Source organism: Shinella sp. AETb1-6 (assembly GCF_009826875.1).
Lineage (GTDB): Bacteria > Pseudomonadota > Alphaproteobacteria > Rhizobiales > Rhizobiaceae > Shinella > Shinella sumterensis.
The window spans coordinates 418,783-432,363 of sequence record NZ_WUMM01000003.1 but is presented as its reverse complement, the minus strand read 5'-3'; the positions used below and the strand labels follow the sequence as shown (position 1 = coordinate 432,363).

General features: G+C 63.4%; 13 protein-coding genes and 1 pseudogene. 10 read left to right on the top strand and 4 right to left on the bottom strand.

Going from position 1 to position 13,581, the window contains the following annotated elements; genetic code table 11:
- Nucleotides 1–58 precede the first annotated feature (58 nt).
- Together GR158_RS07625 and GR158_RS07620 are read left to right on the top strand one after the other, a co-directional pair.
- Nucleotides 59–1,312: an SRPBCC family protein gene (locus GR158_RS07625; RefSeq protein ID WP_134648819.1), complete on the top strand. Its 1,254-nt coding sequence runs from the start codon at nt 59–61 to the stop codon at nt 1,310–1,312.
- Nucleotides 1,302–2,387 carry a hybrid-cluster NAD(P)-dependent oxidoreductase gene (locus GR158_RS07620; protein ID WP_160870599.1) on the top strand — a complete coding sequence of 362 codons (1,086 nt, stop codon included), beginning with the start codon at nt 1,302–1,304 and terminating at the stop codon, nt 2,385–2,387. Before GR158_RS07625 ends, GR158_RS07620 begins: the two co-directional genes overlap by 11 nt.
- 4 nt (nt 2,388–2,391) lie before the next feature.
- Here GR158_RS07620 and GR158_RS07615 read toward each other — a convergent pair whose 3' ends face one another.
- Entirely contained in the window at nt 2,392–2,997 is a 606-nt protein-coding gene (locus GR158_RS07615; protein ID WP_202402177.1) for a dimethylsulfonioproprionate lyase family protein, read from the bottom strand.
- 2 nt (nt 2,998–2,999) lie between these two features.
- Complete coding sequence (locus GR158_RS07610) at nt 3,000–5,036, bottom strand: NADH:flavin oxidoreductase (protein WP_160870598.1); 2,037 nt, start codon at nt 5,034–5,036, stop codon at nt 3,000–3,002.
- A gap of 147 nt (nt 5,037–5,183) precedes the next feature.
- Here GR158_RS07610 and GR158_RS07605 point away from each other — a divergent pair, with 147 nt between their 5' ends.
- The 7 genes from GR158_RS07605 to GR158_RS07575 all read left to right on the top strand — a co-directional run bounded on the left by GR158_RS07605 (nt 5,184) and on the right by GR158_RS07575 (nt 10,268).
- Nucleotides 5,184–5,813: a TetR/AcrR family transcriptional regulator gene (locus GR158_RS07605; protein WP_160870597.1), complete on the top strand. Its 630-nt coding sequence runs from the start codon at nt 5,184–5,186 to the stop codon at nt 5,811–5,813.
- Complete coding sequence (locus GR158_RS07600; protein ID WP_160870596.1) at nt 5,794–6,621, top strand: pyrroline-5-carboxylate reductase; 828 nt, start codon at nt 5,794–5,796, stop codon at nt 6,619–6,621. Before GR158_RS07605 ends, GR158_RS07600 begins: the two co-directional genes overlap by 20 nt.
- Before the next feature lie 63 nt (nt 6,622–6,684).
- Nucleotides 6,685–7,686: an ABC transporter substrate-binding protein gene (locus GR158_RS07595; RefSeq protein ID WP_160870595.1), complete on the top strand. Its 1,002-nt coding sequence runs from the start codon at nt 6,685–6,687 to the stop codon at nt 7,684–7,686.
- Between the two features lie 412 nt (nt 7,687–8,098).
- Nucleotides 8,099–8,848: a septum site-determining protein MinC gene (minC, locus tag GR158_RS07590; RefSeq protein WP_160870594.1), complete on the top strand. Its 750-nt coding sequence runs from the start codon at nt 8,099–8,101 to the stop codon at nt 8,846–8,848.
- Between the two features lie 28 nt (nt 8,849–8,876).
- Nucleotides 8,877–9,692, top strand: a complete 816-nt coding sequence (minD, locus tag GR158_RS07585) for a septum site-determining protein MinD (RefSeq protein ID WP_134648811.1) — start codon at nt 8,877–8,879, stop codon at nt 9,690–9,692.
- Nucleotides 9,689–9,952 carry a cell division topological specificity factor MinE gene (gene minE, locus GR158_RS07580; protein WP_134648810.1) on the top strand — a complete coding sequence of 88 codons (264 nt, stop codon included), beginning with the start codon at nt 9,689–9,691 and terminating at the stop codon, nt 9,950–9,952. The genes minD and minE overlap by 4 nt, the downstream gene beginning before the upstream one ends.
- 130 nt (nt 9,953–10,082) lie before the next feature.
- Nucleotides 10,083–10,268, top strand: coding sequence for a hypothetical protein (locus GR158_RS07575; protein WP_160870593.1), 186 nt, complete (start codon nt 10,083–10,085; stop codon nt 10,266–10,268).
- 157 nt (nt 10,269–10,425) lie between these two features.
- On the opposite strand, the gene GR158_RS07570 is transcribed toward GR158_RS07575, so the two are convergent.
- Complete coding sequence (locus GR158_RS07570) at nt 10,426–11,289, bottom strand: DMT family transporter (protein ID WP_160870592.1); 864 nt, start codon at nt 11,287–11,289, stop codon at nt 10,426–10,428.
- Nucleotides 11,290–11,401: 112 nt separating this feature from the next.
- Here GR158_RS07570 and GR158_RS07565 point away from each other — a divergent pair.
- A pseudogene (locus tag GR158_RS07565) lies at nt 11,402–12,819 on the top strand (PLP-dependent aminotransferase family protein).
- On the opposite strand, the gene GR158_RS07560 reads toward GR158_RS07565, so the two are convergent.
- Nucleotides 12,782–13,579 (bottom strand): ABC transporter permease, encoded by a 798-nt coding sequence (locus tag GR158_RS07560; protein WP_134648807.1) that lies wholly within the window; start codon nt 13,577–13,579, stop codon nt 12,782–12,784. The pseudogene GR158_RS07565 and the gene GR158_RS07560 sit on opposite strands and share 38 nt — an antisense overlap.
- Between the last annotated feature and the right edge of the window lie 2 nt (nt 13,580–13,581).

Sequence of the window (13,581 nt, the reverse complement as noted above, 5' to 3'; positions counted from 1 at the left end):
ACCGATAAACGTGGGCGATCCTGCCGTGGGAACTCCAGCCTCGACATAAGGTGGCATTATGCTTCAGACGTTCGCAACCCCGATCTCCGCCCTGCTCGACGAGAGAGCCGAAGGGCATTCCCTGCCGGCCGGCCTCTACACCCGGCAGGACGTCTTCGAGGCCGACCTCGAGGTCTTCTTCCGCAATCACTGGATCTGCATCGGGCTGGATTGCGATGTGCCGGAACCGGGCGACGCGACGGTGGTCGATATCGGCAAAACCAGCCTCATCCTGCTGCGCGACGACGACAACGAGATCCGCGTGCTGCACAATGTCTGTCGCCATCGCGGGTCTCGCCTGCTGGATACCGGCAAGTCCATCGTTTCCAAGCTCGTCTGTCCCTACCACACCTGGACCTATGAACTGACCGGCGAACTCAGCTACGCCCCGCATATGGGCAAGGGCTTCGACAAGGAATGCCGCAGCCTCAAGCAGGTTGCCTTCAAGTCGATCGGCGGCCTCGTCTATGCCTGTCTTTCTGACGATCCGCCGGAGGACATTGCGCGTCTGGAAGAGGTGATGAGGGACCGTCTTGCGCCCTACGACATCCGTAATGCCAAGGTCGCCCACGAGACCGATGTAATCGAGAAAGGCAACTGGAAGCTGACGATCGAAAACAACCGGGAATGTTACCACTGCTCCGCCAACCATCCGGAACTGTGCGTTTCCTTCGTCGATCTCGATTTCGGTTTCGATCCGGACGCGCTCAGCCCCGAGGACAAGGCGCAGGCGGAAGAGCATTTTGCCTTGTATGAGGCGCGAACCAGCCAGTGGGAGGCGGACGGCTTTCCCTCCGCCGCCGTGGAGCAACTGGTCGATTGCGCGACGAATTTCCGCACGCAACGTCTGATCATCTCCGGCGCCGGTGAATCCCAGACACCCGATGCGACCGCTGCATCCGCCAAGCTGCTCGGCACGATGACCCGCAAGGACCTCGGCGATGTCCATCTATGGGGCCACAACAGCTGGAACCACTTCATGGGCGATCACGCCGTGGTGTCGATCGTCATCCCGCTCACGGCCGATACGACGCTGGTGCGCACGAAGTGGCTCGTCCACAAGGATGCGGTCGAAGGCGTCGACTACGATCTCGACAAGCTGACCAATGTCTGGATCGCGACGACGGACCAGGACGCCGAGCTCGTTGCCCGCTCCCAGGCCGGCGTGGAGGATCCCGCCTATATACCCGGCCCTTATTCGCCCTTCTCCGAGACGAACCTCGACAAGTTCGCGACGTGGTATATCGACCGGATGCGCGCCCATGGATACTAGAAGCGATATTCTGCCGGCCGAGCGCGCGCATCACGCTCCGCTCTGGAAGCGGGAAATGGACGAAGACCTCGTCTGCATCGATATCCATCAGGAAACGCACGACGTGAAGACCTTCACCTTCGCGTCGCCGGAGGGAAAACGCTTCGCCTTCGAGGCGGGACAGTACTTCCTGTTCGACCTCGATGTGGCGGGTGAAGCGGAAAGCCGCTGCTACAGCATCTCTTCCTCGCCGAAGCGAAGCCATGCCTTCTCCATTACTGTGAAGCGTGTTGCCGGCGGCAGGATATCCAACTGGCTGCACGACAACCTCGCGGTTCATGCGAAGGTCAAGGCGAACGGCCCGCTTGGCCACTTCATCCGGCCCCATGCGCGCAAGTATCTTTTCCTTTCCGGCGGTTCCGGCATCACGCCTGTCATGTCGATGCTGCGCGACATCGCCGATACCTGCGAGCCGGCCGATGTGGTCTTCCTGCATGCCGCGCGCAGCCCGAAGGATCTGATCTTCCGCAACGAGTTGACATGGCTGGCAGAGCGCGTGAAGGGGCTGCGGCTCCATTTCCTGCCGGAAACGGTTACGGGCGAGGCGCACTGGCCGGGCCTCACAGGGCGTATATCCTCCGACTACATGAAGCTTGCCGTGCCCGACCTTGCCGAACGCACCGTGCTGTGCTGCGGCCCTGCCCCCTTCATGGCGGCGGCGCGCACGATCACGTCGGAGCTTGGGGTTCCCTCGGCGAATTATCTGGAGGAGAGCTTCGACGCGGCCGTCATCGATGACATCGACCTTCCGGTCGTGGCCGAAGCGGCGACGCGCACCTTCCTGGTTTCCTTCGCCAAGCAGGCGCGCGAGATTGCCGTGTCAGGCGAACAGACCATACTGTCCTGCGCCAAGAAGGCGGGCGTGAAACTTCCCTCGTCCTGTTCCAACGGCGTGTGCGGCACCTGTAAATCCAAGCTGATTTCCGGCAGCGTCGACATGAACCACAATGGCGGTATTCGGCAGCGGGAGATCGACGCAGGCCTTTTCCTGCCCTGCTGCTCGAAACCGCTCAGCGATCTCGTCATCGACAGATAGCAAATCAGCGCTTCGTTTGGTCGGGGAGCAGTGCCCAGAAGGCGAAGAGCGGTTTGCCTCCGGAGCGCATGGCATGGCGAATGCCGGGCGGATTGTAGAAAGTCCCGCCAACACCCGGCGAAAACCAGCCGGAATCGCCGTGCAGGAATTCGCCGTCCGACATCACGAGATAGGTCTCTTCCGGCGCATGATCGTGGTCGGGATAGCGCACCTGCGGCGCCAGCAGGCTTACGCCCAGCCAGATATCCCGCCGGTCTTCAAGGTCGCCGGGGCCGACGATCATCGTATTGGCATGCCCAATCGCGAAATTGTCGCTCGCCGTTTCATCGAAGTGCGGACGGGTTTTCCACTCCAGAAGCGGTTCCAGCGCCCTGAACCGCTCCAGCAACAGGCCCAGAGATGGCCGGTCGCTTCCCACCGAAAGGGCATTCGTCAGATGCCCCTCGCAGACCGGCAGCCGCCGGCCGATATCCTGCTGTTCCGGATGAGGCACCTTCAGCGCCGCCACGATCTGCGTGATCGACGCGCGCGCCCGCGCATCCGTCACACAGTCATCGAAGGCGCCGAAGATGGCATCGAGGAAGCCTTGCAGGACATCGCTGCGTGGCATGATCAGAGGTCCTTCGCCAGGCGCAGGGCGTCGTAGATGGCGGCATGGGTGTTGCGCGCGGCAACCGCATCGCCGATCCGGAAGAGCTGGTAGGCGCCGTCAGGATTGCGCCGCACGGTCTGCGGCGCTCCTGCGACGAGGTCGTCATAGGAAACCTCGCCGAGATTGCTCGAACCGGGCTTCAGCTCGAAATAGAGGTCATCCAGCGGAATTGTGCCATGGTTGACGACGATCTGGTCCACCGTACGCTGGCGGGAGACGCCGCCGTAGTCGCTTCCGACATGGGCGATGATCTGATTGCCGCTCTTCTCGGCCGCTTCCAGCCGGTATGTGACGGTAAAGGTCGTGTCGAGCTTTTGCAGCGAGCGCATGTAGGGCACGAGGTTCATGGCCATGACCTCGGGCGCGAAGGACCGGTCCGGCGTCATGATCTCGACCTTGCCACCGGCCTTCGCGATGAACTCGGCGGCCTGCAGACCGGCGTGATCGCCCGCATCATCGTAGACGAGCACGTTGGTGCCGGGCTTCACATCGCCGGAGATGATATCCCAGGAGGAAACGACCAGTTCGTTGCCGCTGGTGAGCACATCCGTATGCGGCAGTCCGCCCGTTGCGATGATCACGACATCAGGCGTCTCAGCCGTGATCGTCTCGGCATCCGCCCAGGTGTTGAAATGGAAGGTCACGCCCAGCTTCTCGCACTGGCTCATGCGCCAGTCGATGATGCCGATCATTTCGCGGCGACGCTCGCTCTGCGCCGTCAGCCGGATCTGGCCGCCGGCATTGTTCGCCGCTTCGAAGACAACGACCTCGTGACCGCGCTCGGCCGAGACACGCGCCGCCTCCAGCCCGGCCGGGCCGGCGCCGACGATGACGACCTTCCTGCGCACCTCCGCCTTCGGAATGACATGCGGCATCGTCTCTTCGCGCCCGGTCGCAGCATTGTGGATGCAGAACGCCAGGCCGCCCTGGTAGATGCGATCGAGACAGTAGTTCGCCCCGACGCAGGGCCGGATGTCGTCCTCGCGCTTCTCGATGATCTTGCGCAGGATGTGCGGGTCGGTCATATGCGCGCGCGTCATGCCGATCATGTCGACCTTGCCCATCGCGATGGCGTGGCGCGCGGTAGCCACGTCCTGGATCTTGGCCGCGTGGAAGGTCGGGAACTTCGTGGCTGCGCGCACGTCGCCGGCAAAATCGAGGTGCGGCGCACTCGCCATGCCCTGGATCGGGATGACATCCGTCAGACCGGGATCGGTGTCGATATGGCCGCGGATGACGTTGAGGTAGTCGATCAGGCCGCTTTCCTTGAGGCGGCGGGAGATTTCGAGGCCCTCGGCCTTTCCGGTCCCGCCGGGAAGACATTCGTCGGCGGTGTAGCGCACGCCGAGAATGAAATCGTCGCCGACGCGCTCGCGCATCGCCTTGAACACGTCGAGACAGAAGCGCAGGCGGTTGTCGAGCGAGCCGCCATAGGGGCCGTCCAGCTCATTGGTCAGCGGCGAATTGAACTGGTCGATCAGGTGGCCGTAGGCCTCCAGCTCGACCCCGTCCATGCCGCCGGCCTTCATGCGCTCGGCCGCATCGGCGAAGTCCTTGATGATCCTTTCGATATCCCAGTCTTCCAGCTTCTTCGGAAACGCACGGTGCGCTGCCTCGCGGTGATGCGACGGCGCCACGACCGGCAGCCAGTCGCCCTTGTCCCAGCGCGTGCGGCGGCCGAGATGGGTCAGCTGGATCATGATGGCCGCGCCTTCCTCGTGCACGGCGTCGGTCATCTCGCGGATCCACGGGACGATCTCGTCCTTGTAAGCCAGCAGGTTGTTGAAGACCGGCGGGCTATCCTTGGAGACGGCGGCGGAGCCGGCCGTCATCGTCATCGCGACCCCGCCCTTGGCGCGCTCCACCGTATAGGCCCGGTAGCGACCCTTCGGCATGCCATCCTCGGGATAGGCCGGTTCGTGCGAGGTGACGATGATGCGGTTGCGGAGGGTCAGATGCTTCAGCTGATACGGCTGAAGCAGAGGATCGTTCGACATGCGCCGGGCTCCGGTCTAAGGGAATTATGATGGAAGCTAAACAGAAATGTACATAAGCGTCAATATTATCGGACAGGCTCGTTCGGCTAATTGACATATGTGTACATTTTCCTTGCTCCAGTGGGACGGATTTGCTAGGAGGATTTCATGGAACAGGCGACCACTGACAGCGGCTGGCGTGGCTCCCAGGAGGGATGGCTGGAGGCCGCCTATGAGGCGCTGCTCGAGTCCGGCGTCGACTCGGTCAAGATCCTGCCGCTGGCCAAAAGGCTCAATCTCTCCCGCACCAGTTTCTACTGGTTCTTCAAGGACCGTGAAGAGTTGCTCGATGCGCTGATCGCGCGCTGGAGGGACAAGAACACCGGCAACCTCGTGAAACAGTCAGAGGCCTATGCGGAGACACTCGCCGAGGCGATGCTCAATGTCTTCGATTGCTGGCTGAACAAGGACCTGTTCGATTCACAGTTCGAATTTGCCGTTCGCAGCTGGGCATTGCAGTCTCCCGATATCCTCGCGGAAGTGCATGCGGCCGACCAGACGAGAATGGAAGCGCTCCGCCGGATGTTCGTGCGGTTCGGCCATGAGGAAGGCCCCGCCGACGTTCGCGCGCGCACGACCTATCTCGTCCAGATCGGCTATATCTCCATGCAGTCGCGCGAGGACATCGCGCTGCGCATGAAGCGCATCCCCGAATATATCGCGATCTATACCGGCGAGGTTCCGCAACAGCGGGAACTCGATCGCTTCTTCGCGCGGCATGGGTACAAACCGGAGTGAAAGCAGGGTGGAACAGGGCAAGGACCTGAGGATCGGCATTATCGGCGGGGCCGGCTGGCTAGGCGGTGCGATGGCCGCCGCGATGCTGGAGTCCGGTGTCGTCGCCCCGGAAAATCTCGCCGTCTCCTACCGCAGCACACGCCCGGACCGTTTCCCCGGCGCCTTCTGGACGAAAGACAACCAGGCGCTTGCCGATCGCTCCGATATCGTCATCCTCTCCATCCGCCCGTCCGACTGGCAGGACCTCAACGTGACGGCGGACGGCAAGCTCGTGATCTCCGTCATGGCCGGCATCCGTCTCGCAGCACTTGGCGACCGCCACCGCACTCACAGAGCCGTCCGCGCCCTGCCGAACGCCGCAGCGGAAGTCCGCAGATCCTATACGCCATGGCTGGCGGCCGACGGGATCGAGGACGCCGACCGCGCGATCATCAGGGCGATCTTCGATGCCTGTGGCGTACAGGACGAGGTGCGCAGTGAAGCGGAGATCGACTATCTCACCGGCCTCACGGGCTCCGGTCCGGCGTTTCCGGCGCTCCTCGCCGACGCCATGATGGCCGATGCTGTTTCCAGGGGGCTCGACCCGCATGTCGCACGCCGCGCGGTCAACATGCTTCTGATCGGTGCCGGCCGGATGCTGGAGCAACGAGACGACTGTCCCGCCGAAACGGTCAGGACCTTTCTCGAGTATCGCGGCACCACCGCAGCGGCTATCGAGGCGATGACACGCGCGGGGTTTCGCGCCGCCGTCGCACAGGGCCTGACCGCGGCCCAAGAGAAATCGCTGCGCCTGGGAGACGGTTCCTAGCGACGCAGGATGGGGCCAAAGCGGCGGCCCGCAGAGAAGATGCCGCAAACAAAGGGAACCACAATGAAGAGACTGCTTGCATCGACCTGTCTGACACTGGGCCTTCTCGCCGGCGCGTCCATCGCCAATGCTGCGGAATGCGGTGATGTCACCATCGCCAGCATGAACTGGCAGAGCGCCGAGGTGATTTCCAACCTCGACAAGATCATTCTCAACGCCGGCTATGGCTGCAATGCCGAGATCACGATCGGCGACACCGTGCCGACGATCACGTCGATGGCCGAAAAAGGCCAGCCCGACATCGCGCCTGAAGCCTGGATCGACCTTCTGCCCGACGTCGTCAAGAAGGGCACGGATGAAGGCCGCATCGTGCAGGTCGGTTCACCGCTGCCAGATGGCGGCGTGCAGGGCTGGTGGATCCCGCAATATGTCGCGGAAGCCCACCCTGACATCAAGACGATCCCGGATCTCCTCAAGCATCCCGATCTGTTCCCGGACAGCGAAGACAAGAGCAAGGGTGCCATCCTCAACGGTCCGCAGGGTTGGGGCGGCACGGTTGTGACCTCGCAGCTGTTCAAGGCCTTCGACGGCGAAAAGCTCGGCTGGAAGCTGGTGGACACGGGCTCGGCGGCGGGTCTCGATGGCTCGATGGCCAAGGCCTACGAGCGCAAGGAAAACTTCGTGGCCTATTACTGGGCTCCGACCGCGCTTCTCGGCAAATACCAGATGGTACGCCTCGCCGAGGGCGTCGACAATGACGCGGCCGAGTGGAAGCGTTGCAACACCGTCGAAGCGTGCCCGGATCCGAAGCCGAACGGCTGGCCGGTGGACACGATCGTCACACTGGTTGCCAAACCTTTCTCCGAGCGCGTCGGCCCCGAGGTCATGGACTATCTCAACAAGCGCTCCTGGAGCAACGACACCATCAACAAGCTGATGGCCTGGATGACCGACAATCAGGCGAGCGGCGAGGACGGCGCCAAGCACTTCCTCTCCGAAAACAAGGATACCTGGAAAGCCTGGGTCACGCCGGAAGCCGCCGAAAAGATCGAAGCGTCGCTCTGACGGCACCCTCCCGAAATCCGTGCGACGCGCCCTTGCGCGTCGCACCTTTCCCGAAGCCGACGGGATGGCATTCGCCGAGACGGTAACGTCGCCGCCAGACCTGCCTGCCAAGTGAGTCGGCGAATTCATCGCTCCAGCCTGAAGAATCGTTGCCGCTACGCCGGCAAAAAGAAGACTCCGCGTGATGCATAACCGGCCGGATGACGGCTGAACCTCACTTCGCTCGGTTGCAGCGGCGGCCAAATTGCCTGCCGGGCATGACGCCAAATGCTGCCTCACAGGCTTTCCGCGCCACATTGGCGCTGCCCGTGCCGGTGAATTGTGGCGCGTCATGCCTCGCGCCAGCCAAACCTGAAATTAACGCTTTGTTAACCATTTCACCGCTACACAAAGCTACCGAAAATTAACCAAGATGACTGACGTGTTAACTCAACCCCGGCCGATCCGCCTCAAGGGGCGGTCCTTTCTCGCGCTTGCGCTGACCCCGGAACTGCCCGTTGCGGACTGGCTGGTGCGGCTCGACGATCTGGCGGCCCGTTCGGCCGGCTTCTTCCTTCGCCGTCCGGTCGTGCTGGATATCGATGGCCTCGATATCGACCGTCAGGAACTGCGCGAACTCGTCGAGCAACTGTCGTCCCGCAATGTCCGGGTGATGGGCATCGAGGGCGCGCGCACCTCGCAACTCGGCCCCGACATGCCGCCGGCGATGACCGACGGCCGCCCGGCTGCCGATTTCGAAGCCCCGGCCGAATCGCAGAAGACGGAGAAGGAGACGGTCGATCCCGTTGAGGCCGAAGCACCGGCCGTTCCCCTGCAACAGCCGGTCACGGCAGCGCCGTCCCTGATCGTTTCCCGCACGGTGCGGTCCGGCCAGTCGATCTTCTTTCCCGAGGGCGACGTGACCATCGTCGGGTCGGTCGGATCCGGCGCCGAAGTCGTCGCGGGTGGCTCCATCCACGTCTACGGCGCGCTGCGCGGCCGGGCGATGGCGGGCTCGACCGGCAATGCCGAGGCACGCATCTTCTGCCGCAAGCTGGAAGCAGAACTCATTGCAATCGACGGCTTCTACAAGACTGCCGAAGACATGGAACCCGAACTGCGCGGCAAGGCCGGGCAGATCTGGCTCGAAGGCGAAACCATCAAGGCCGCGATACTCGGCTGAACACGAATCCTACGGACTGGAGAGGTATATGGGCAAGGTCATCGTTGTCACATCGGGTAAGGGCGGCGTCGGCAAGACGACGTCGTCGGCCGCACTGGGCGCCGCGCTGGCGCAGAACGGCGAAAAGGTCGTCGTCGTCGATTTCGACGTCGGCCTGCGCAATCTCGATCTCGTCATGGGGGCGGAACGACGCGTCGTCTACGACCTCGTCAACGTCATTCAGGGCGAAGCAAAGCTCACGCAGGCGCTCATCCGCGACAAGCGCGTCGAGACGCTCTATCTGCTGCCGGCCTCGCAGACCCGCGACAAGGACAATCTCACGCCCGAGGGCGTCGAGAAGGTCATCGCGGCGCTGAAGAGCGCGTTCGACTGGGTGATCTGCGACAGCCCGGCCGGCATCGAGCGCGGTGCGACGCTTGCCATGCGCCATGCGGATGTCGCCATCGTCGTGACCAATCCCGAGGTCTCTTCGGTCCGCGATTCCGACCGCATCATCGGCCTTCTCGATTCGAAGACACTGAAGGCGGAGAACGGCGAGCGCATCGAAAAGCACCTGCTGTTGACCCGCTATGATGCCAACCGCGCGGAACGCGGCGACATGCTGAAGGTCGACGACGTGCTGGAGATCCTCTCCATCCCGCTGCTCGGCATCATCCCGGAAAGCATGGACGTGCTGCGCGCATCGAATGTCGGCGCCCCCGTGACACTGGCCGACGGTCGCAGCGCGCCCGCGCTCGCCTATTTCGAAGCCACGCGCCGTCTCAAGGGCGAGGACCTGCCGGTCACGATTCCTGGCGAGAAGCGCAGCTTCCTCGGCAAGATTTTCGGAAGGAAGGCGGCATGAAACTTTTCGGTTTCTTCTCCCGCGGCCAGTCGGCGCCGGCAGCCCGTGAGCGGCTGCAGGTTCTGCTCGCCCACGAACGCGCCGCCACCGGCGATGTCGACCTCGTCAACAAGCTGCGCGATGAAATCCTGAAGGCGATTTCCAAGCACATGCAGGTGGACGACGAGAAGGTCAGCATCAAGATGGAGCGCGGCGCGCAGGTCTCCACGCTCGCCGTGGATATCGAAATCCCCTTCGACGCCGGCAAGAAGGCCGCCTGACGGTTCCCACCGATCACGCCGCCGCGCCCTTCCGGGCGGGCGGCATCGTTCAACGCTCAGCAAGGACACCGAGCCGAAAGCAGCCCGCTTCGGGCGCATCACCACATACCAGCATAGCAAGGAGGCTGTCATGACCCGCTTAGCCCTTCTGGAAAGACTGAAAGCAGTCCAGCAGACGCCGAAGTTCGAGCGCCGCGACATCACCACCATCGCCGCCATCCTCAACACGAAAGCACTCGCCCGCCATGTCGAGGTCTGCGAGACCGACGCGGGGATCATGAGACCGGCCGACGACGCACCAAGCGGGCCGGCATAGGCTAAGGCATCCTTCCGCCTATCCATTTCCTTGGCTTCAGGCAGCGTCTCTTCTCCTCTTTGTCAGTCCTGCCTGGTGGCCACGCGGTCAACCGTACGACACTTGCAGCACGGCAAAACGGTCGACGAGGGGCGTTTTACGCCCCCTCGTTTACGTCTTAACGCGCGAACTTCCGTGCGCCCGCTACGCAAAGCACCACGGCGAGCGTCGTCGCGATCATGAACGGGCTGACCTTCTCGTGAAGCAGCACGGCAGCAATCAGAAGACCGAAAAAGGGTTGCAGCAGCTGCAACTGGCCGACGGCCGCGATACCGCCCTTCGCCAGGCCTCGGTACCAGAAGAAGAAGCCGACCAGCATGCTGAACACGGAGACGTAAAACAGACCGGCCCAGGCACGTGGCGCAATGCCGCTCCAGGCATCCGGAAGCCACAGAAGCGCGATGACCGCCATCGGCGGCAGCGACAGGACGAGCGCCCAGCAGATGACCTGCCAGCCGCCAATGGCGCGCGAGAGCTTTGCCCCCTCCGCGTAACCGAGACCGCAGAGGATGATCGCCGCGACCATCAGCAAATCGCCGACAAGAGAAACCTCCACGCCGGCGGTCAAAGCAAAGCCCACGACGGTCGCGCTGCCGATGCAGGAGAACAGCCAGAACAGTGGCTTGGGCCGCTCACCGCCGCGCAGCACGCCGAAGATCGCGGTCGCCAGCGGCAGGAGCCCGATGAAAACCGCCGAATGCGCGGCCGTGACATATTGCAGGGCAATCGCCGTCAGTAGCGGGAAGCCGACGACGACGCCGAGTGCGACGACGGCGAGCGACAGGAGATTGTCCTGCCGCGGTCGGGCTTGCCGCAAGGCGAGGAGAAAGATCGCCGCCAGCGTCCCGGCGATCACCGCCCGCGCGGAGGTCAAAAACAGCGGCGAAAAATCTCCCACTGCTAGACGCGTCGCCGGGAGCGACCCACTGAAGATGACAACGCCCGTCAGCCCGCTGCCCCAGCCTTCCATCGATGTTTTCATAGCACCTTGCCTTTCCCGTCCTGTTAAGCGCGGGGACACTGGAAATGACAGGAACAGTGCAGTACAATTCTAAAAAACTGTACTGGTGCAGTGAGCCATACAAAGGCCTGACATGACGACGACAGCAACAGGCACACGGACTTCCGATGTCATGAACGCCGTTCGCGGGCGGATCGCCGGTCGCATGCTTGGTCCCGGGGACCGCCTCCCCTCGATCCGCAATTTCGCGGCCACGATGGGCGTATCCCCTTCCACAGTCGTGGAGGCCTATGACCGGCTTGCAGCGGAAGGACTGATCCGCGCCCAGCAGGGATCGGGTTTCTACGTATCCGGCGCCGCCCTTCCGCCGCTGAAGCTCGCCGAGGCCGAAAACCCCAAAGCGCGGGCCGTCGATCCGTTCTGGGTATCGCGGCAGTCGCTCGATGCTGATGACACCACGCTCAAGCCCGGCTGCGGCTGGTTGCCGGCCGACTGGATGCCCAACGATGCCGTGCGGCGGGCGATCCGAAGCCTTGCGCGCAGCGACGACGCGCTCCTGGCCTACTACGGCAGCACGCGCGGCTCCCCTGCCCTTCGACGCCTTCTGCTCGGCCGTCTTGCGGAGAACGGCATTCCGGCCGGACCCGACAACCTGGTTCTGACCAGCACCGGGACGCAGGCGCTTGATCTCATCTGCCGTTTCCTCCTGCGGCCCGGCGACACGGTGCTGGTGGACGACCCCTGCTATTTCAATTTCCAGGCGATGCTGAAAGCGCATCAGGTCAAGGTTGTCGGCGTGGCGCGCACGCATAACGGGCCCGACATCGCCGCCTTCGAGGCGATACTCCGGCTCACCGCCCCCGGCTCTACGTCACCAATTCGACGATCCACAATCCGACGGGCTCGACCCTATCCCCCCAGGTCGCCCACCGGATGCTGAACGCCGCCGCGGCCAATGACACCATCATCGTCGAAGACGATATCTTTGCGGATTTCGAGCTGGAGCCATCCACCCGGCTTGCGGCGCTCGATGGGCTGGAGCGGGTCATTCGGATCGGCAGTTTCTCGAAAACCCTTTCGGCGGCGGTGCGTTGCGGTTATATCGCGGCGCGCCCGGATTGGGTCGAGGGCCTGATCGACCTGCAAATCGCGACGAATTTCGGCGGCCCGAGCCCGCTGGCAAGCGAGATCATCACCCACATGCTGGCGGGCGGCGGATACCGCAAGCATATGGAGGATGTGCGCCGCAAGCTGGTGCGCGTCCGGCGCGAGACGGCCGACCGCCTGTCCCGCCTCGGCATCGAGCCCTGGTTGATGCCGCGCGGCGGGATTTATCTCTGGTGCCGGCTGCCGGAAGGGCTGGATTCCGCCGAGGTCGCGCAAACGGCACTCGCACAGGGCGTGGTCCTGGCGCCGGGCAACGTGTTCAGCGTATCGCAGAGTGCCGGCAACTTCATGCGCTTCAACGTGGCCCTCATGCTCGAGCCGCGTATCTATACCGTGCTTGCGGATGTCATGAAGCGGCCGGTCTCGTCCGCTTCGCCAGCATAGACCGCGACAGCACCACGGCGAGGCCGATCAGGATGGTCGCCGCGATGAACAGGAACGCTGCCGCGGCAATCGCCGGGCTGATGTTCTCGCGAATGCTGGAGAACATCTGCCGCGCCAGCGTGCGCTGGTTGGGACCGGCGACGAAGAGGGTCAGCACCACCTCGTCGAGCGAGGTCGCGAAGGCGAGTACGGCGCCGGACAGCACGCCCGGCATGGCAAGGGGCAGTGTCACGCGCCGGAAGACGGTGACGGGCGGCGCTCCAAGACTTTGGGCGGCAAGCTCCACCCGTTCGTCGATGCCGGCAAGCGCGCCCGTCACGCTCACCACCACGAAGGGAACCGCCACGACCGTATGCGCGATGATCACGCCGGCATAGCTGTTGATGAGGCCGAAGCGCGCGAGAAGCACCTGCATGCCGACGCCCAGCACCACCGCCGGCACGACCATGGGCAGCAGGAAGAGCGTACGCATGGAGCCGCGGAAAAAGAAAAGACGGTTGCGCAAGCCGAGCGAGGCTGCGGTGCCCAGCACGGTTGCGAGCAGCGTCGTGCCCGCGCCGATGATCAGGCTGTTGATGATCGCCCGGCGCCAGGCATCCGCGAAGAACAGTTCTTCGAACCAGCGCAGGGACCACGACGGTATCGGATAGGTCAGGATGACGCTCGATGTGAAGGCGAGCGGCAGGATGGCGATGAGTGGCGCGACGAGAAACAGGATCGTCAGCAGGGCGAAGGTGAATTTTGCAATCTTCATCGGCATGG